The organism is Dongia sp., from assembly GCF_041909655.1.
GTDB lineage: Bacteria > Pseudomonadota > Alphaproteobacteria > Dongiales > Dongiaceae > Dongia.
The window spans coordinates 55,919-75,847 of the sequence record NZ_JAYRDA010000007.1 but is presented as its reverse complement, the minus strand read 5'-3'; the positions used below and the strand labels follow the sequence as shown (position 1 = coordinate 75,847).

The window sequence follows — 19,929 nt, the reverse complement described above, 5'->3', positions numbered from 1 at the left end:
GATCGCAGCATATCAGGTTCGGGGTGTACTGGCGCTGGTCTTGTCGCGCCATCCATTAGCGCGATCGCGTTTCCCTGACCGCCTCCACGGCCGGAACGACGGCGGCGGCCGGCTGCCTGTTACCGCTGACATTGGCACCGGCCCCTTGCGGCAGGCGCGCCAGCAGCAGAGCCGACACGATCACGATGCCGCCGATCACCAGATAGGCCGGCTGGAAATCCGCCGCGGTGAGCGTGTCGCTGCCGCTGGCGACCAGGGTCAAATGCAGCGTCAGCGCCGCCGTGCCGGCACCGAGGCTCAAGGACAATTGCTGCATCATCGCCGAGAAGGTGGAGGCGCTGCTCATCGCGGTCTCGCCGATATCGGCATAGGAGAGCGCGTTCAATGCGGTGAATTGCAGCGAACGGATCATGCCGCCCAGCAGCAATGCCACGAAGATCACCGCATGGGGCATGGTGGGGTCGAACAGGGCATAGCCCGCCATCACCGCCCCGCTCAGCAGGCCGTTGACGATGAGAACGCGGCGGAAGCCGTGGCGGCGCAAGACGAATTGCGTGGCACCCTTCATGACCAGGGCGCCCGCCGCACTGGCAAAGGTGATGAGGCCCGAGGCGAAGGCGCTGAGGCCGAAACCCAGTTGCAGCATCAGCGGCAAGAGCACCGGCAGGGCACCGATGCCGATGCGGAAGAGACTGCCGCCCAGGATCGCGAGGCGATAGGTCGGCACCTTGAGGAGGCCGAGATTGATGAGGGGCGCAATGCTGCGATGGGCATGGCGCGCATAGAGGAGGAGACAGCCGAGGCCGAAAGCCGCGATGAGAAGAAGCGTCGCATTGGAAAAGGGTGAGCGGCCCAGCGCCTCGAAGACGAAAACCAGCGCCGCGAGGCCGCAGCCGGTGAGCGCGAAGCCGATGCCGTCGAGCTTTGCCACGTTCTCGGCCTTGATCGGCGGGATGAAGATCTGGCTCAAGATGATGCCGACGATCCCCACCGGGATATTGATGAGGAAGATCCAGCGCCAATCGTGATAGGTGACGAGGAAACCGCCCAGAGGCGGCCCCAGCACGGGACCCAGCAGGGCCGGAATGGTGAGATAGGTGAGCGCCTTGATGAGCTCGCCCTTCGGCACCGCGCGCAGGATGACGAGGCGCCCCACCGGCACCATCATGGCCCCGCCCAGCCCCTGGAGAATGCGGGCCAGCACCAGGGTCGTAAGCGAATCCGCCGCGGCGCAAGCGAGCGACCCCGCCATGAAGATGAGAATCGCCGAACTGAACACGCGGCGCGCGCCGAACCGGTCGGCCATCCAGCCGCTTACCGGGATGAAGATCGAGAGACTGAGGAGATAGGAGGTGATCGCAAGATTGACCTTGAGCGGCGCCACGCCGAGATCATGGGCGATCTGCGGCAAAGCGGTCGCGATGATCGTGCCGTCGAGATTCTCCATGAAGAGGGCGGCGGCCACAATGAGGGCCAAGGTGCGGTAGCTGGGATACATCGGCAGCCGGGAAATTGCGGGTCCCCGTCAACATAGAGAGTCAGGCCCCGATCCGCTTATGCCGGTTCGGGGCTTCTGCCATGCGGCGATGGCGGAAGCCGATTTTAACCCTAGCAGCTCTAGCCGCGCCGCCTGTTGCGGCGCCGGCCGCCATCCTCGCCCTCGGGCTGCGAGGCCGTTTTGGGTGCAGGAAGATTTACCGCCTTGGCGAGATGCGGATAGGGCGAGGTCTTGTGGGGAAGCGCCATCGCCTCGATGAAATGTTCCTGGAACCGGGCCTCCACCGCGGTCTCGACCTTTTCGACCTGCTTCACCACGCGGGCGATCTCGTCGCGCGCCCCGCGGTTGAGGAGGGCGATGCGGGCGCCGGTACCCGCGGCATTGCCGGCCGAGGTCACCTTGGCGAGATCGCAATCCGGGATCATGCCGAGGACCATGGCGTATTTGACATCGATATGGCTGCCGAAGGCGCCGGCCAGCGTGATGCGGTCGACCTTCTCGATGCCGAGCTTGTCCATCAGCAGGCGGGCACCGGCATAGAGCGCGGCCTTGGCCAGCTGGATGGCGCGGATATCGTTCTGCGTGATGCGCAATTGCGGCTGGCCGTCATGCAGCAGGTAATAGAAGGTGCGTCCTTCCGCCTGAATGCGCGGGCTCTTTGCCGCCATGCCGCCATCGATGACGCCGTCTTGCGTGAGAATGCCGGCCAGGAACATCTCGGCCAGGGCCTCGATGATACCGGAGCCGCAGACGCCGGTGATGCCGAAGGCCTCGGTCTGTTTGGCAAAATCCGGATGATCGGACCAAAGATCCGAGCCGATCACCTTGAAGCGGGGCTCCAGCGTGTCGCGGTCGATGCGCACGCGCTCGATGGCGCCGGGTGCCGCACGCTGGCCGCAGGAGATCTGGGCGCCTTCAAAAGCGGGACCGGTCGGCGAGGAGGCCGCCAGCAATTTGTGTTTGTTGCCGAGCACGATCTCGGCATTGGTGCCGACATCGACGATGAGCGTCATCTCCTCCGCTTCATAGGGCGTCTCCGAGAGGATGACGCCGGCGGTATCGGCACCGACATGGCCGGCGATGCAGGGCAGCACATAGATGCGCGCATTGGGATGGACCTTGAGGTCGATCTCGGTCGCCCAGATCTGCACCGGCCCATCGGTCGCCAGCGCAAAGGGCGCCCAGCCGAGCTCGATCGGGTTAATGCCGAGGAGCAGATGATGCATGATCGGGTTGCCGACGAAGGTGCATTCAAGCACATCCTCGGGCGTGCAGCCGGCTTCCCGGACCACCGCCTGGACGAGATCATTGAGGGCCTCGCGCACGGCCTTGGTCATGTCCGCATCGCCGCCCGGATTCATCATCACATAGGAGACGCGGCTCATCAGATCCTCGCCGAAGCGGATCTGCGGATTCATGAGGCCCGATGACGCCACCACCTCGCCCGTGGCGAGATCGCAGAGATGCCCGGCGATGGTGGTCGAGCCCACATCGACGGCAAAGCCGTAGATCTTGTCCTGGAAGCCCGGCCAGACGGCGGTGATCTGCTTGCCCATATGGACGGCGACGGTCACTTTCCATTCGCCCTTGCGCAGGGCCTGCTGCAGGCCCTGGATCGCGCGCACGTCGCAATCGAGACCCTCGAGGTCCCATTGTTCCTTCAAGGCCATGTTGAGGCGCTGCAGATCGCCCGTGGGATCATGCATGTCCGGCTCGCGCACTTCGACGTAATGAAGGCGGATGACCGGATCCAAGGTGATCTCGCGCATTTCGGCGCGCTTTCGGACCACCTGCTTGTGGACCTGACTATCGGCCGGCACGTCGATGACGAGATCGCCCAGCAATTTCGCCGAACAGGAAAGCCGGCGGCCCGGCTTCATGCCGCGCTTGTCGGCGTAACGCTGTTCGACCGACGAGAAATCCGAAAGATGATGCGCGTCGGAGGTCACACCCAGTTTTGCAAACTCGCCTTCCGAGACCACGACCTGGCAGCGCCCGCAAATGCCGCGCCCGCCGCAGACCGAATCGATATCGACGCCGAGTTGCCGCGCGGCGGTCAGGATCGGCGTGCCCAGCGGGAAATAGCCGCGCCGGCCCGACGGCATGAAGACCAGCAACGGGTCACCCGTGACGCTATTGCCTGTATCGACATTATCCGTGGTGACATCCGCCATGATACTGATCCCGCGATAATCTTGTGGTCTTTAGCAAGCCCTGAAACACCGAACCCCATCCTTGGCTCAAGGATGGGGCGCATGCAAATACGAAACTGTCATTCAACCTTGCTGACTCCTCCCCCCTTCAGGGGGGAGGGAAAACTCTCTTGGTAGACTAACTTACGCGCTGGCCGTTTCCGGGCTGCCGCCACCGGTGGCACCGCCGCCGCCACGGCGGCCGGTGCGTTCGCGGCGGCCGCGGGCACCCGCTTCGCCTTCGGCGGCCGGTTCGCGGAACCGCTTGATCCAATGCGCGCAATGCGCATCGGCGCCCATGAGCACGTCGGCGCCCCAGATGCCGGTCATCTCTTCCATGTGCAGCGGGTTCATGATCGCCGAGGTCATGCCGGCACCGATCGCCATCGAGAGGAAGGCCTGGTTGAGGCTGTGGCGGTTGGGCAGGCCGAAGCTGATATTGGAGGCGCCGCAGGTGGTGTTGACCTTCAATTCCTCCCGGAGGCGCCGGATCAGGCTGAACGCGGCCTTGCCGGCATTCCCCAAGGCACCGATCGGCATGACCAGCGGATCGACCACGATGTCGCTGTAATGGATGCCGTAATCGGCGGCGCGCTGGACGATCTTCTTCGCCACTTCGAAACGCACGTCGGGATCTTCCGAAATGCCGGTCTCGTCGTTGGAGATCGCGACCACGGCGGCGCCGTATTTCTTGACCAGCGGCAGGACCACTTCGAGGCGTTCTTCCTCGCCCGTGACCGAATTCACCAGCGCCTTGCCCTTGTAGACCGCGAGGCCGGCTTCGAGGGCCGCCACGATCGAGCTGTCGATCGAGAGCGGCGTGTCGGTCAGCGATTGCACCAGCTGGATCGATTCAGCAAGGATGCGCGGCTCGTCGGCCATCGGGATACCGGCATTGACGTCGAGCATATGCGCACCGGCCTCGACCTGGGCCAGGGCATCGGATTTCACGCGGCTGTAATCGCCCGCCGCCATTTCCGCGGCCAGCAGCTTGCGGCCGGTGGGGTTGATGCGCTCGCCGATCACGCAGAAGGGGCGCTCGAAGCCGATCACGACTTCCTTGGTGGCTGAGCTGACGACGGTATCGGTCATAACGAAAGGTCCTTTCTGAACACGCTAATTTCTTGGCTCATGCCGAAATGGAGACATGCTCCGCGGGCCGGGGGGCTCGCTTCGGCTTGCGATTCTTCATCACGCCCGAAGCGTGGATGATGTCGTTGACGAATTCTTCCTGGCGGTAGGCCATGACATGCACGCCATGGACACCCTCGATCTCGCTGATCTCCTGAATGAGGTCGATGGCAAGTTGCTTGCCTTCGGCCTTTTCATTCTGGGATTTTTCCATGCGTTCGATCACCGCGTCGGGAATATGCACGCCCGGCACATTGCTGCGCATCCAGCGCGCAGTCTTGGAGGAGGGCAAGGGACCGACGCCGATCAGGAAGAAGGCCTTCTCGTGCAAACCCTGCGCGCGCACCTGGTCCATGAACGTCCGCAGCATGGGGACGTCATAGCAATATTGCGTCTGGATGAACTGGGCGCCGGCGGCGATCTTCTTGCCGATATGGACGGCGCGATAATCCAGCGGCGGCACGAACGGGTTCGCAGCACCACCCAGGAAGACGCGCGGCGGCACGGTGATCTTGCGCCCCGAGAGGAATTTCCCCTCGTCGCGCATGCCGCGGATGCAGCGCAGCAGCGAGGTGGAATCGAAATCGAAAACCGGCTTGGCTTCCGGCTGGTCGCCCGCCTGCACACCGTCGCCGGTGAGGCAGAGGATGTTCTGAACACCCATGGCGGCGGCACCCAGCACATCGCCCTGGATGGCAATCCGGTTCCGGTCGCGACACGAGATCTGCATGATGACGGCATAGCCGGCACGCGTCAGCAGCGAACAGATGCCGACCGAGGACATGTGGCAATTGGCGCCCGAGGCATCGGTCGCGTTGATCGCGTCGCAGACTTCCGAGAGCACGAGGGCGCGGTCATAGACGTCGCGCGGATCGGCGGAATCGGGCGGATTGAGTTCGGCGGTCACGGCGAAGCGGCCCGAGCGCAGGATGCGCTCCAGGCGCCCGCCCGAGGAATGGCCGGGCAGCGAGGGCAGCGGCGCCGAGGGATCGAAATGAAGATCGCTCATGCCGCCTTCCCCTCACCGGCGGGTGAAGCTGGTTTCGCGACTTCCGGTTTTTTCGCGGGCGGCGCTTTTGGCGGCTTCGGCGCGAATTCGCCGATTTTCTTCTCCATCCGCACGACGCGGAGCCAGGAGGAGCGGCCCTTCAGCTTGTTGTCGACCTGAAGCTGCACGTCCTTGATCTTCTCGAAATCGCCCATCTGCGCGGCGCCGTTCCAGCCCTGCACCCAGACGCATTTCATCTCGGGCTTCACCTCGCAATGGCCGTTGGGGCGCACACCGCCGCAAGGACCGTTACGCAGGGTCTTGGGGCAGTTCATCGGGCAGGACATGCCGGTGGACGAAAGCGCGCATTGCCCGCACATCTGGCAATCGAACAGAAAGCCCTTGGTGACCTTTTCCAGCACCTGGAACGGTTCCTCGACCTTGTCATAGCCGATCTTGTTCCAGACGGGATGGAGCGCCACCATCACGCGCTCGAACGCCTTGTAGAAACGATTGAGGCCCTTTGCGTGGCGCACCGACCAGAGGCGCACTGCGTACATGGGATGTCAGCCTTCATTGGCGGCGGCAAGGCCGCCTTGTTCGACGAGTTGTTTCAGCTTCTCTTCCGGAAAGGCGGCTTCCAGATCGGCTTGGGCCTTCACCGCCTCGGCTTCGAGATCATCGCTGACCTCAACGGGTGCCGCGCGGCGCCATTCGGCGAGATATGAATCGGTGTCGCGCAATTTGGCGCGCATGGCAGCGCGGTCGATCGCCTTCTCAAAGCGCTCGTCCAATTGCTTCTTGGCGCTCTCGCGGCCCTTCTTGACGATCACCTGGGCCGGAATATCGCGCCAATAGACCACGGTCAGTTGCGCCATTTCTTCTATCCTATCCTTCACTCTTGTCGCGGGCCTGCGTCATGAAGGTCGCAAGCTCGCCATATCCCGTAAACCGCCGCTCGAAGGCGAGGCCCAGTCTTTCGGCCGCCGCCTCCGCCTTGGCCGTCAGCGCCGGGTCGTCGATCTGTGCCAGATAAACGACGCGGCGGTAATGGCCGAAATAGGCATCGCGCAATTCCGGATGCCGGTCGAGCCCCATGCCCTGCCAGATGATCCGGTCGAAATGCCGGGCGATGTAATCGGTGAGGAAGAAGCTGCCCAGTTCTTCTTCCATCAACTGATCGAAGGCCGCGTGTCCCGCATAAAAATCGTAACAATGCGGACCGTCGATGCGCTCGATCCCCTCTTCCTTCAACACCTCGTCGAGGAGGCCGCCGGTGCCGCAATCGCCATAGAGCACGAAGATGGATTTGAATCCCTTCTTCCGGCCCCATTTGATCTTCGACCTGACGCCTTCCGGAATTTTCTCCGGGCGGTTATGCCAGATCGCCGGCAGGCAGGTCACCGCCAATTGCGAATCGTCCCAACCATTGGCGACGCGCACAGCCAGCATTTCCCTGGCAAGCGCACCGCAGGCAATGATCAGGCAACCCGATGTGGCAGTAACCGCCAAAACAGCCTCCGTTCCCGGTCATTGGTAGGGCTTTGCCATCATATGGGCTGCAATCCCGGCGACGGCAGATAGTCGATTAACGACCAAGGATTATGTCGCAAACTGAACTTTTCTCACGCCCGAGTGAGGCTGAATCATGCTCGGAACAATCCCGACCGGCGCATTTAGCCTGATTTCAGCCATGAGTCCCGGCGCCATTGCGCCCGGCCCCCGCCATGATAGTCCGGAAAGCCTACGGAGGACATCTGAATTCCTGATTCATCGTTTATTAACATATTGAAATCGCAAGGTTATTTGATGAAATTTGATCCATATCAACGTAGCATCCCATGCCAGCCGATATGGATAAAAGGCACTCATGCCCCTTTCACGAGGTCCGACATGCAAGCTGCCCAGCAGGAACTCCACATCACCGAGCGTCTCGCCTTTTCCGGCATTGATGAAAAGATCCTGCGGCGCATCGCCGATTTCCGGCCGGAAATCGAGGCGGCTCTGCCGGCGGCGATGGCGGATTTTTATGGGCACCTGGCCAAATGGCCGGCGCTCACCTCGATGTTTTCCGATGCCGGGCGCATGGAATACGCAAAATCGGCGCAGATCGCCCATTGGAAGCGGCTGTTCTCAGGCCGCCTCGATGCGGAATATTTCCAATCGGCGCTGAAGATCGGCCTCGTCCATGCGCGGATCGGGCTGGAGCCGCGCTGGTATATCGCCGCCTATCACAGAACCCTCTCGCATCTCATCCACCTCGCCGTGGCCAAGCGTTATTCGAGGGTCAATGCCGCACAATCCCAGCACGAGATGGGTGATCTCATCTCCGCCCTCACCCAACTGGCGATGCTGGACATGGATATCGCGGTCTCGGCCTATTTCGAGGAATTGCAGGCGCGCCATGGGCGCGAGATCGAACGCATCGGCGAGGATTTCCGCGGCAAGGTATCCGGCGTCGTCGACGGATTGAAAGCGGTCACCGAGCATCTTTCGAGCGGGTCGGGTGAATTGCTGGCGAGCGCCAATGCCGCGGCGACCGATGCGCAGGCCGTCTCGGAAGCCTCCGAAATCGCCGCCGGGAATGTGGAAAGCGTGGCGGCGGCGGCCGAGGAACTGACCGCCGCCATCGCCGAAATCCAGCGCCAGACCACGACCGCCAGCAATATCGCCCATGAAGCCGTGGCCGAGGCGGAAGCCACCGGGAAAGCGGTGGCGACGCTGGAAGAGGCGGCGGGCCACATCAATCATGTGGTGAAGCTGATCGACGACATTGCCGGGCATACCAATCTCCTCGCCCTCAACGCCACCATCGAGGCGGCGCGGGCGGGTGATGCCGGGCGCGGCTTCCAGATCGTGGCGGCGGAGGTGAAGGGCCTGTCGCGCCAGACGGCAGATGCCACCGGCCAGATCAGCGGCGAGGTGAAGGCGATGCAATCGGCGACCGGGCAATCGGCCGAGGCCATCCACGCCATCGCCAACACGATCAACCGGATCAGCGACACCAATACCGCGATCGCCGCCGCGGTCGAGGAGCAGGGTGCCGCCACCAGCGAGATCGCGCGCAGCGTCGAGAGCGTTTCCCAGAACACCGCCGCCGTCACCACCCGCATCGCCGCCGTCGCCCGCTCGATCAGCACAGCGAGCCGGGTGGCCGACAATGTGGCGCTCGAAATCCAGGCCCTCACCCAGCAGACGGCGGCGCTGGAACGCGAGGTCGCCGGCTTCCTCGACAGCCTGCAGCGCAAGGGCGCTGCCTAGGCGAAACAGGGTCCAGGACCGAAGTCACAAAGAAGAAAAGCGCAGGTGTGGTCGTTTGTCTCATTGTTGCAGCGCAACATAATCCCTATATCTGACGTGTCGGGGGATGTAGGAGAAGCAAATGACTGATTCAGCTGCACAATTCACTCCCGCGACCCGTTTTCTGGCGCCGCTGAACCATTTCGGTCATGCGGTGTTGGACTTCCTGCGGAGCCTGGAAGCAGCGCGCGCCTGCGCCGCGGCGGTCGAGCACCAAGCCCAGCCTGAAGCCGATGACCTCCGGGTCCTGGGCATCGACCCCAAGGCTTTCGGCAAGATCCGCCTGATGTAATCGAGATCGGCCCCCAAAAGGGCCGGGCCTGCCACCCGCCTTTGCCTGAGCACGGATGTACTGTGAGGTGAAGGGACGGGGTGGTGGGAGATTACCTTTTCCCGATCGTGAACGAGTCTCTCGCTAATCACGTGTAGCTAAGTTGCGTCCATTGGTACCCTCTCGCAATAAGAATACGAGAGAGGGCATGTGTGGTGCGCGGACTAGCCAAAGATACCGTAATCAGCTTGGTGGTGAGCTGTGGCTTGATTGCAGCAGCAAGTGGGGTCGTCAACTCGGTTGAGTTCTTCGCGGCCGTCATATTTGTGCCCCTGCTGATAATCCCGATCGCAGCGCTTGTCTTCGGTGGTCCGGCATTGGTTGCAATCGTAGGCGGACTGCGAGGGCGCCCAGGCAATATCCTGGGGCCAATTCTGCTGTTCGCACTGGGGCCGCTTGTTGCCTTCCTCGACATCTCCATAAATGCGGCGATTGCCCGCAATCAGGATTTCATGAGCGTCGCCACCCCCGTGGACCCTGAGGCCACGCTTGTCCTTGAAATCGACGAAAGATCTTGTCGAGAAGATTGTCTGGCTGTCATCGCGCAACGTAACGGTCAGGTCACGAATGCCTGGGGAGAAACAAGAAGACTGACTGAGGGCAAGTATCGTGAAATCAAAACATATGTGAAATCCACCGGCCAAGATTGCGTACTTGTCGCCGATAAGATCAATCAAGCCACATATGAAAGTGTCGCCCACTTTCTCTCCCTGGGCATAGCAGATACCTGCTGGAAGGTCAGAGTGGACGAGAAATTACCGGACGGCTTTGCCATCCGCGTATCGGATCTTCGTGACAATGGGGGCATTGCCCTCGGCACATTCCGTGGAGAGGTATTCGAACTGATTGAGCGTCGGAATGGCGTGGAAAATATTGTCGGTCGTCGCTTGGCCGGTCGGGTCTCTACCCATGTGCCAAATGTACTTCTCGTTCCGGCGGCGCTGCTCGGCTTGAAACTCGACATACCGAGATTGGGGAGCGTGAACACCAAGATCGACTTCTATCGCGAGGTACTGAACGTCAATCTCAGCGAGCCGGTAGTGGAGGGAGACCAACTGGTTGCTGCTCTCTCAGGCCTGCTCGAACTGATGGAGAAAAGTCAGGAGTACAGATTTGATTCCAAAGCCGTAAAGGCGTTCACGGAACTGGTGCGCAAAAGCGACTGCCAGAATCTCAAGGCCATTGTTCCTCAAATACGTCGTCTTTTACTGACGCCGAATTATGAGGCGTATTTCAGCGCAAGCAATATGTTTGGTCTCTGCTACAGGGGTGACTTGACGAGATTGACTGCTGAGAGTGAGGCGTTCCTGGTCAGCGAGGACCCAGAGGATGTCGCTCTCGGTCTGCTGCTTTTGAAAGGCAGCGTGCAGGCCTCGCAGGCATTGAAAGATCATCGCCAGCTCATTCTTCGTGCGCTTGAGGGTGACGATCCAGAAAGCACAACGACTGCAATTATCGCTCTTTCTCGTACCAAGGCGGCTTTCGCACAATCCAGCCTACATTCTCTTGCCTTTGGCCCATTCCTGCGCAGGGAAGGTGCGCCGGTTCTCTACCCCCTCCTAGACGCCATCGATACCCCACTGGACGAAGCGACAACCGCCCGCGCTCATACCGTGTTTATGGACTCTAACAGCTTCACCATCGAGCAGAGGTTAGTTGCCTTTGCGATGATCGCGCGGGCAAAGGGTCAGGTGGCGGCGTTTGAGCTATTGACTCGGTTGAAAGGTCGCGCATTTGCAGAAACGGTAGTTGCAATCGATAGGTTGGGATGGCGTTCTATACTGAATCAAGTGGGTGTGAGGTGGCAAAAGAACCAGCGAGAGATACTCGCTTCACGAAAGGGAGAAGTATCAGAAGAATATATGGGCGCCTTCTCGAAGATTGCCAAATGACCGCTCAGCAGGAGTACGTCCCTATTCCGCCGCCCGTTCCCGATCGAGTTCACCCAGAGCATGGGCGATCCAGTTCTTGGTCAGTTTTTCCTGCACGGAATTCTGGCCGAGGCGTTGGCGGAGGCCCGCGAAATCGACCCGGTCGAGATCCTGATCCTGGTTGAAGCAGGAGAAGACGACGCTCTCCTTCCCCGTCACCGGATCCCGGTGCGGCTGCAAACACTGCGCACAGATTTCCTTCATCATGCATTGCATCGGCGAGTTGATCGAGCCGATCGCGCAATGCTTCTCCTTGAGATAGGGCTTCAGCACCTCGTGCCGCGCGCGCTGCACGGCGGCCATCATGCCGTCGGAACCGATGGCGATGATGCGGTCGACATCCTGCAACTTGATCGCGGTCTCGCCGAGGCGCCCATCGGCATAAGCGAGGATGCTGTCGATGATGTTGCCGCTATGGGTCTTGTCCTGCGGGCGCGTGGGCGTGAAACCCGGCGCCTCATCCGAGGACCAGACGACCACATCCGCCGCTGCCTCGATCTCGGCCACCTTGTAGCGGTCGACGAGTTTCTTGTAGCCGGCGAAATAGAGCACCTTGGATCCAGCGGCGCGCAGCGCGCGGCCGATCGAGAACAGCACCGCATTCCCAAGCCCGCCACCAGCCAGCAGGACGGTTTCGCCCGCCGGTGTTTCGGTGGGCGCACCGGTGGGGCCCATCAGGATCACCGGCTCGCCTGTCTGCAACCGCGCGCAGAGATCGGACGAGCCACCCATTTCAAGGACGATGAGGCCCACCAGGCCGTGTTCCGCATCGGTCCAGGCGCCGGTCAGCGCCAGCCCTTCCATGGCGAGCCGCGTCTCGGCCGCCCGCGGGGCGAGGCTTTCGAAATTCTGCAGGCGGTAGAATTCGCCCGGCTGGAAATTGGCGGCGGCCTGGGGGGCTTCCACCACCACCTCGACGATATTGGGGGTGAGGCGGTTGACCGCGCGGACCTTGGCACGGAGGCGCCGGTTGAGGTCCTGCAGGAAGGCGCCCGTGTCGGTATCGGCTGGCGCCGGACGATGTGTGAGTGCATCCGCCACCGCCGGCCAGCCCTGCTTGGCGCTGCCCATCGCCTTCACCACATTGCCCGCGAAGCTGGGATGGAGATCGCCGAAGAAGGAAACCGCGCAGCCATCCTCGCGGCGCTGCGTGATGATTCGAATCTCGTTGGGCTTGGCCAGCTTCTCCGGCGTTACCACCTCGCCGTTCTCGTCGATCGCCCGGAAATACTGGCCGTCGAGTGAAAAATGCGCGGCATCCTCGCGCGCCAGCACCGTGTTGGGCCGCGTCCCCGCCGCCACCAGCACGGAACGGGCCGGCAGCAGATGTGCACTGCCATCGGCATGTTGCAAATGGATCGCCTCGGCAAAGCCAGCCGCGTCGACATCAATCCGGGTGGGCGCGAGATTCTCCGCGAAGCGGATGTTCTCCTCCAGCGCCTTCTCCACCTCTTCGTGATTGAGGGTATAGGACGGCGCGTCGATGAGGCGGCGGCGATAGGCAAGAGTGACACCACCCCATTCCTGCAGCATCGCCGAGATGCGCGGGTTTTCGCCGGCAGATGCCGCGCGCATACGTTCGGCTCGGATGGCACGCGCATGGCCGAGATATTCGTCGACGACGGCCAGTTCCGCCGCGTTCCATTGCGCGCGTAAACCCGCCTCGCCTTTCTCGGCGGCGATGATCTCGTAGCGCTTCAGGAACTTCTCGACCTGGAGCGGGTAATAGGCCATGGCCTCGGTCGCGGTATCGATGGCGGTCAAGCCACCGCCGATCACCACGGCGGGCAGACGCAATTGCAGATTGGCGATCGAATCCGTCTTGGCAGCGCCGGTCAGTTGCAGCGCCATCAGGAAATCGGAGGCCATGCGGACACCTTTCGCGAGGCCACCCGGCATGTCGAGCAAGGTCGGTTTGCCGGCGCCCATGGCGAGTGCCACATGATCGAAACCCATCGCCCAGGCTTGATCCAGCGTGATGGTGCCGCCGAAGCGCACGCCGCCGAACATGGCGAAGGTCTCGCGCCGTTCCAGCAGCAGGCGGATGACTTTGAGGAAATTCTTGTCCCAGCGGACGGTGATGCCGTATTCGGCAACGCCGCCGAAACCCGCCATGGCGCGGCTGCCCAGATCTTCCGTGAGTTCCGCCATATCGCGGATCGGCTTGAAGGGAAGGCGATTGCCGTCAGGGGTGACGCCCGAGAGATCGGCGCTGAGCGGCTCGATCTTCAAGCCATCCACCGCCACCACGGTATGGCCGTCATTCAAGAGATAATGTGCGAGCGTATAGCCGGCGGGGCCGAGGCCCACCACCAGCACCTTCTTGCCCGAGGCGGGTTTCGCAACCGGTGCCTTGAAATTGAGCGGGTTCCAGCGCGTGAGCAGCGCATAGATCTCGAAGCCCCAGGGGAGCGAGAGCACGTCCTTCAACGTCCGCGTTTCGGCTTGCGGGATGTCGACGGGCTCCTGCTTCTGATAGATGCAGGCCTTCATGCAATCGTTGCAGATGCGGTGCCCCGTCGCCGCCACCATCGGATTGTCGATGGCGATGATGGCGAGTGCCCCCAAAGGCTGGGCATTCGCCTTGGCCGTATGCATCTCGGAAATCTTCTCTTCGAGCGGACAGCCGGCCAGCGTCACGCCGAAGACGCTTTTCTTGAAAGTGCCGTCCTTCTCGTGGAGGCCCTTGGCGCAGGAATCCTTCCCCTGATTGTGGCACCAGATGCAGTAATTGGCCTGGTCGAGGGCGCCCTTGAGATCGGTGCCGGGATCGGTGAGCGCGAAGCCTTCGCGGTGACGCAGCTTCTCGGTGGGCAGTTTGAACGCGGTGACGCCGTTCCGACTCTCGCTTTTCATATGGAGGAGATGTTCGGGATCAACCTTGCGCGGCGCCTTGAAGAGGATGCCGTCGCGGTGCAGCTTTTTGCCGGCCTCGCTCTGCGTCGCCCAGGCGGCATATTGGGTGGCGAGATCGAGGGCGGCGGTGTTCGCCGCCTCATCCTTCAGCCAGATCTCGACATGGGTCGCGAAAACGAGTTCGTCGAACCGGCCGCCGAAAAGATCAGTGAGTTGCGCGCGCAAGGCATCGGCATCCATCGCCGCCACCTTGTCCGGGCCATGAGCCTTCAAGGCACGGCGCTGCACGAAAAGGCGCTTGCAGGTGTAAAGCGGGGCAAGCTCGCTGTGCCGCCGGCGCAGGGCATTGAGGTCATCGGTGATCTTGAAGAGCTTGCCGATGAAATCCTCGAGCGGGCCGGCAAGATCGAGGATGAGCTGCGACTGGTATTTAGCCTCCAGCCCGCCGGGATCGCCGCGCACCGCCATCAACCGGGCGTGCAGGCTGGGATCGCCGGATTTCAGATCATCGAGAAAGGCCGCGTCCAGCCGGGCGAGACCGCCGGGCGCGTAGAGATCCGCAAAGCCTAGGCCGAAAGCCAGGTCGAGATCGCGCATTGGGCTTCCTTCATCACCCGCGACCTTGACGGCAAAAGAGCCAGGCACGGTATCCGGTGGCAACCAATGGCGATATTATTCGTACACAAACGAATTTCCGCAAGATAGATTCGGTTTCGCAGGCGCGAAACGGCAAAACCGGTAACATTTGGCGGAAGTGTCGCGAATTCGTGCTTGGACATTTACGAGCGCTTTTCAAATACTTCCCGGGAGATTTATCGGGAATAATCCGGCCCCTCGCGGCATCCTGTGATGGGTCCTTGTGAAGCCCTTCACAGCGGCACCGGGGCGGCCGGGCTAATTGATGGCGCGATCGGTATGCATCCGACGCGCCGGAAGCGGCGTAATAACCAGGAAATACCTGCCCTACCAGGAGAGAAATGATGAAGAAGACCCTGACCGCTTTGTTGACCGTGATCAGCCTCGGGCTCGGCGGGATCGGCTTTGCCGCGCAAGGCTTCGCCATGGGCTCGGATTCGACCGAGCCTGCGAAGAAGGCCGACGATTACACCAAGGCGGTGGATCTCATCGATGATGAGGAATACGCCAAGGCCATTCCGCTGCTGGAAAAGTCGATCAAGGAAAAGGGCGAATATGCCGACGCGCTCAACCAGCTGGGCTATGCCAACCGGAAGCTCGGCAATTGGGCGGCGGGCATGGAATATTACCTGAAGGCCCTCAAACTCGAGCCCAACCATCTCGGCGCCAACGAATATCTGGGCGAGCTCTATCTGGAGCAGAAGGATCTCGCCAGCGCCGAAGCGCAGCTGGCCAAGCTGAAGGCGGCTTGCGGCGATTGCGACGAATATGACGAGCTCGAAGACTCGATCGACGATTACAAGGACGACAACAACATCAATTGAGGGCGGTCCTAGCTCCAGCGTCATGCCCGGGCATGACGCTGGAGCAACTGACAGGTCGGATGCCAATTTAGGTTTTACGGACGACCAGTTTAGACAATCTTCTCGATACTCGAGTATTTCGTAGAGCGTGGAAGTTTTAGCGAAAAATTGAGACCAGGCATCACAAGCGCACTTCCGCTAGATCTTACTGAACGGACTATTTATTCACCGTCTTTTTCTAGCTGCTGCTGTTGTTGTCTCATTAGCTCTCTATTAGCGCTTCGCCTTTCTTCCTTTCGATCTTCTAATTGCTGACGCTTACCACGCTCTTTAAAAGCGATATTGCGTAGCCACCACATTGCCGGCTCCTGATCTACATGCAGATCGAAGTAGCCATTCTTGCCTTGCATAAGACTACGTGAGTTTGCCTCAGCGCTTCCACCATTTAGGATTCCGATTGAATTCACTTCAAAATCCCTCCAGTGCTCCGAAGGAATCTTGATAAGTGGTCCATACACTTCTTCGAATTGAACTGGTCCCTCTCGCCCCCACAAGGTGAGAGACCCATCTAGACCCGACTGCTGCATGACTTTTGCGAAGTCAAGAATCTCCAAGCTCTTTTGGCTATCAAAATCCCATCCAATCTTCTTCGCAGCTTCAGTTAGAGCCTTTCCCGATATCAAATTTGGAAACTCTGCTACGCGGAGTTGATTGTGGACTGCTTGATCAATAAGAACACCAGCAACAAACACCAACAGGTAGTTGATCCAGGGCTCGATGTTTTGAGCTATAGCGGGATAGTCGCCTAGTATTGTCGCAATTAGACGATCTAACCTCAGTATGCCAAACACTGTTAAGCAAATTGCGATTAACCCTCTTGGCGTTCGAAACGCTCGCCAAATCGTATTGAACAGTTTTGTGAATGTGGCATGCATGCGTTATCTCCGCTGCCGCATGATCAGATAGCCGCGCAATTGGCCGTCCTCACAGGGTTTCGCCATCGCCTTCAACAGATGGTCGACCGGCGCCCAGGCGGGTTCGTAATCGGCCTTGTAGACATCGAGCACCAGCACGCGGTCGCGCGGGGCGTCATAGGCGGCCAAGGGCGAGAAATGACCCACATCGGTGCCGTCGCCATAAAAGAGATCAAGATGGAAATTGGCAATCGGGAAATAGCCCGGATGTTCTTCCATCGCGGCAAGATGCGCGCGCAAGACATCGCCCGCTGCGGCATCGGGTGAAGCCACGGCCACGCGATCGATCTGCCAGCCGGGAAGATCATAGAAACCCAGGGCCTCCTCGAGATGATCGGCCAGTTCCAGCAATTTGCGGCCGCCGCCATCGAGCGCCACGCCCGACGGCCAGGTGGTGTGGCTGAATTTCTCCAACAGACGTTTCTCGCTGACCAGACCGCCCACGCGGTTGTGGCCCGCCAGACCGCGCGCGGCATTCAAAACCATGACGGCGCTGGCAAGGGAACAGGCGGAATCGGTGTGCTGGTGCAGTTGATGCGGCATCAGGGCCCAGAAATTCGGCGCTGGATGTGCGCGCAGATGTGCCTGGTCCCGGGCGAGCGGCGTCAACGCACCAAGGCTGCCGACATCGTTCATGCTTTCAGCCTCGCAAGGATCCAGCCGGTCGCGGCGAGATAACCGGGCGATGTCGTGCCGAGCTGATCCCGCACCAGATCATTGGCGCGCGGCAGCGCGTGGAAAGGGAGTGCGGGAAAAGCGTGATGCTCGGCATGGAACGGCATGTTCCAGGCGAGGAAGCGCATTGCTCGGTTGGTGTAGGTCGTGCGCGAGCGCAGCAGCATGGCGATGGGCGAATCGGCCGGCGAAAGCGGGCAGCCCCAATGTTCGGCCAGCAGATAGAGCCTGAGGAAAGGTTGACCCAGCAAGGCCGGCAGCAGCCAATAGCGCCAGGCGACGTCACTCTCAAGAACGAGCGATGCGATGAGGATCGCGGCATAGATCGCGATCACGAGACGCGATTCGGCGACGACCTTCTGCCGCTGGGCATTGTTGCCGTAGAATTCTTCGCCGACCTTGCCGAGCGCCCGCATGACGAGGCCCTGGATCTGCCAGCGCCAATAGGGAAGACCGCTGACATAGAGCAGCCATTGGCCGCGCGTGGCAGGACGCGGCGAGCTCAGTTCCGGATCGCGCGCCGGATCCTGGGTGTGGCGGTGATGGGCGAAATGAAAGGCGCGGAAATAGTCGCGCGGCAGGATCAGCAGCAGGCCGATCGCGAAAGCGATGCCGTCATTGAGCCAGCGGCTCTTGAACGCCGTCCGGTGCACGGTTTCATGCAAGGGCGCAAAGAGAAAAATGAGGACGATGCCGTGGAAAAGCGCCGCCGGCAAAAGCCACCAGCCTTGTGCCCGCGCGACAAGATAACCCGTGGCCAGCAATAGTGCGAGATGGCCGGCAAGATGCACGAGCCCCTTCGCATCGGAGCGTTCCTGAAGGGCGCTGATGCTTGCCGCGCTGCTCATTTGCTATCGCCAAGCTGCATGTCTTGCGCGTCCTTGATCGCCAGGACCTCGAGCACCGCCTCGCGGCCGCGGATCTGGAGCGGGTGGCGTTCGCCGATCGGGTCGAGGCCCGCCGCCTGGGTCACATGTTCCGAGATGACGAGCTGGCAATCAAGTTCCTTGGTGGCGGTTTCCAGGCGGCTCGCCGTGTTGACCGTATCGCCGATCGCGGTCAAATGCTGGTTCGCGCCGAAGCCCATATCGCCGACGATGACCGGGCCGAAATGAATGCCGATGCCGATGCGCAAAGGCGATTTCAAATCATGGGCGAGATGCCGGTTGAGTTCGGCGAGATTGACGCTCATGCGCCGCGCTGCGTCGAGGGCCTGGCGGCAGGCGGTCTCGCTGGCAATCGCCCCCACCCCTTCCTTGATGCCGAAAAGCGCCATGACGCCGTCGCCGATGAATTTGTCGAGATAACCACCGGCCTCGGTCACGGCCTCGCCCATCGCCTTGAAATAGCGGTTGAGGAGAAAGACGACGTCATAGGGCAGGCGTCGTTCGGAAAGCTGGGTGAAGCCGCGGAGGTCGGCAAAGAGCACGGCGATTTCAAGCTCGCGCCCGGCATGGAAATCAGGCCGCGCCAAGGCCTGGCGCGGTCCCGCCTGGGCCGGCAGCAAGGGCGTGATCGTGACAGGCGATGTGGGCCGCAACTGGCAGGCAAGGCGCGTATCGGGGGCGGCACCCACGCGGGCCAGAACGCGCTTTTCATCCTCGCTGGGTGGGGGCAATTGATCGGCGCCGGCATTGATCCGGACGCGGCAGGTGGAACAGCGCCCGCGCCCGCCGCAGACCGAGGCATGGGGAATATGGGCCATGCGGCTGGCTTCCAGCAGCGAGGTTCCGGCCTGGATGCGCACCGATTTCCCGTTGTCATAGGTGACGAGAATGGCGCGGCGGCGGTTGAGCTGCTGGCGGATGAAGCGCGCGATGAGCACGAAAGCGAGCAGACCGGCACAAATCCAGAGGCCCAGACGCTGCAGGAAATAGATTTCGCCGATGGCATCGCCGCCCGGCCAATTCTGCGCGGCGGCGATCTGTTGCTGCCAATCCGGATTCTCGAGTTTCTCGGCTGCCTCGCGCCCGCCATCGACGAAGCCGATGAGGGCGAGGAGCGGCAGCATCACGGCGAAGGCGAAGAGATAGGGCCGCGCGGTGGGATACCAGGATTTGAGGCGCAGCCAATAGGCCATGCCGATACAGCCGTGGATCCAGGTGACCAGGATCGCGACGGCCTGCAATGCACCTTGCACCGGCAGATAGATCCAGAGCGAGAGGAGGACGAAGGCGTAGGAATCGGTGAAGTCGAAACGTTCGCTGGCATAGGCCGTGCCCAGCACATGGAGCATGAGCAGCGGCGGGGTGCTGAGGCCCAGCACCAATTGCGCCGCTTCCCAAAAGGGCATGCGCAGGGAGTGGCGGCGATAGAGGGCGATGAGCGCCACGGTGATATGCAGGAAGACGCTGGCAAAGAGCGCCCATTCGATGGGGGCAAAGCGCCAGAAGGCGAGGAAGACGTAGCGGCCCTGTTCCAAGGCATCGAGCGAGAGGATGCCGAAGGCGTGGTTGAGATTATGCGTGAGCACATAGGCAAAGAGCACCAGGCCGGTTACCAGGCGCACGCGGCCGAGCAATTGACGGTCGAACATCCTGGAAAGTACGGGAATGGCCAAAGCAATGCGCTTTCTGCGTGGCTGGGGGATTTTATCGCCGGGCTGCCTAGTTTG

At 61.3% G+C, this 19,929-nt stretch carries 16 protein-coding genes; 4 read left to right on the top strand and 12 right to left on the bottom strand.

Annotated features, from left to right (window positions below; all coding sequences use genetic code 11):
- Positions 1 to 55 precede the first annotated feature (55 nt).
- The 7 genes from ACE3PR_RS15365 to ACE3PR_RS15335 form a co-directional block, all read right to left on the bottom strand.
- Positions 56 to 1,498 (bottom strand): MFS transporter, encoded by a 1,443-nt coding sequence (locus ACE3PR_RS15365; protein WP_374373629.1) that lies wholly within the window; start codon positions 1,496 to 1,498, stop codon positions 56 to 58.
- Between the two features lie 119 nt (positions 1,499 to 1,617).
- Positions 1,618 to 3,672 (bottom strand): ASKHA domain-containing protein, encoded by a 2,055-nt coding sequence (locus ACE3PR_RS15360; RefSeq protein ID WP_374373627.1) that lies wholly within the window; start codon positions 3,670 to 3,672, stop codon positions 1,618 to 1,620.
- A gap of 162 nt (positions 3,673 to 3,834) precedes the next feature.
- A complete protein-coding gene (locus ACE3PR_RS15355) occupies positions 3,835 to 4,782 on the bottom strand; it encodes a methyltetrahydrofolate cobalamin methyltransferase (RefSeq protein WP_374373625.1) in 948 nt (315 codons plus the stop codon).
- Positions 4,783 to 4,819: 37 nt separating this feature from the next.
- Positions 4,820 to 5,830 (bottom strand): methylenetetrahydrofolate reductase, encoded by a 1,011-nt coding sequence (locus ACE3PR_RS15350; RefSeq protein ID WP_374373623.1) that lies wholly within the window; start codon positions 5,828 to 5,830, stop codon positions 4,820 to 4,822.
- Entirely contained in the window at positions 5,827 to 6,369 is a 543-nt protein-coding gene (locus tag ACE3PR_RS15345; RefSeq protein ID WP_374373621.1) for a methylenetetrahydrofolate reductase C-terminal domain-containing protein, read from the bottom strand. Before ACE3PR_RS15345 ends, ACE3PR_RS15350 begins: the two co-directional genes overlap by 4 nt.
- A 6-nt stretch (positions 6,370 to 6,375) precedes the next feature.
- Positions 6,376 to 6,687 carry a virulence factor gene (locus ACE3PR_RS15340; protein ID WP_374373619.1) on the bottom strand — a complete coding sequence of 104 codons (312 nt, stop codon included), beginning with the start codon at positions 6,685 to 6,687 and terminating at the stop codon, positions 6,376 to 6,378.
- Between the two features lie 10 nt (positions 6,688 to 6,697).
- Complete coding sequence (locus ACE3PR_RS15335; RefSeq protein ID WP_374373617.1) at positions 6,698 to 7,321, bottom strand: DUF1638 domain-containing protein; 624 nt, start codon at positions 7,319 to 7,321, stop codon at positions 6,698 to 6,700.
- A gap of 381 nt (positions 7,322 to 7,702) precedes the next feature.
- Here ACE3PR_RS15335 and ACE3PR_RS15330 point away from each other — a divergent pair, with 381 nt between their 5' ends.
- From ACE3PR_RS15330 to ACE3PR_RS15320, 3 genes are all read left to right on the top strand, one after another.
- A complete protein-coding gene (locus ACE3PR_RS15330) occupies positions 7,703 to 9,070 on the top strand; it encodes a protoglobin domain-containing protein (protein ID WP_374373614.1) in 1,368 nt (455 codons plus the stop codon).
- A gap of 121 nt (positions 9,071 to 9,191) precedes the next feature.
- Positions 9,192 to 9,401 (top strand): hypothetical protein, encoded by a 210-nt coding sequence (locus ACE3PR_RS15325; protein ID WP_374373612.1) that lies wholly within the window; start codon positions 9,192 to 9,194, stop codon positions 9,399 to 9,401.
- 245 nt (positions 9,402 to 9,646) lie between these two features.
- Complete coding sequence (locus ACE3PR_RS15320; RefSeq protein WP_374373609.1) at positions 9,647 to 11,332, top strand: hypothetical protein; 1,686 nt, start codon at positions 9,647 to 9,649, stop codon at positions 11,330 to 11,332.
- A 21-nt stretch (positions 11,333 to 11,353) separates the two neighbouring features.
- Here the strand turns inward: ACE3PR_RS15320 and ACE3PR_RS15315 are convergent, their stop codons facing one another.
- Complete coding sequence (locus ACE3PR_RS15315) at positions 11,354 to 14,824, bottom strand: FAD-dependent oxidoreductase (RefSeq protein ID WP_374373607.1); 3,471 nt, start codon at positions 14,822 to 14,824, stop codon at positions 11,354 to 11,356.
- 380 nt (positions 14,825 to 15,204) lie between these two features.
- Here ACE3PR_RS15315 and ACE3PR_RS15310 point away from each other — a divergent pair, with 380 nt between their 5' ends.
- Entirely contained in the window at positions 15,205 to 15,687 is a 483-nt protein-coding gene (locus ACE3PR_RS15310; RefSeq protein ID WP_374373605.1) for a tetratricopeptide repeat protein, read from the top strand.
- 200 nt (positions 15,688 to 15,887) lie between these two features.
- Here the strand turns inward: ACE3PR_RS15310 and ACE3PR_RS15305 are convergent, their stop codons facing one another.
- The 4 genes from ACE3PR_RS15305 to ACE3PR_RS15290 are packed head-to-tail and all read right to left on the bottom strand — an operon-like array spanning position 15,888 to position 19,875.
- Complete coding sequence (locus tag ACE3PR_RS15305) at positions 15,888 to 16,601, bottom strand: hypothetical protein (protein ID WP_374373603.1); 714 nt, start codon at positions 16,599 to 16,601, stop codon at positions 15,888 to 15,890.
- Positions 16,602 to 16,604: 3 nt separating this feature from the next.
- Positions 16,605 to 17,276, bottom strand: a complete 672-nt coding sequence (locus ACE3PR_RS15300) for a phytochelatin synthase family protein (protein ID WP_374373601.1) — start codon at positions 17,274 to 17,276, stop codon at positions 16,605 to 16,607.
- Entirely contained in the window at positions 17,273 to 18,163 is an 891-nt protein-coding gene (locus ACE3PR_RS15295) for a fatty acid desaturase (RefSeq protein ID WP_374373599.1), read from the bottom strand. Before ACE3PR_RS15295 ends, ACE3PR_RS15300 begins: the two co-directional genes overlap by 4 nt.
- Positions 18,160 to 19,875 (bottom strand): adenylate/guanylate cyclase domain-containing protein, encoded by a 1,716-nt coding sequence (locus tag ACE3PR_RS15290; protein ID WP_374373597.1) that lies wholly within the window; start codon positions 19,873 to 19,875, stop codon positions 18,160 to 18,162. Before ACE3PR_RS15290 ends, ACE3PR_RS15295 begins: the two co-directional genes overlap by 4 nt.
- Positions 19,876 to 19,929 lie beyond the last annotated feature (54 nt).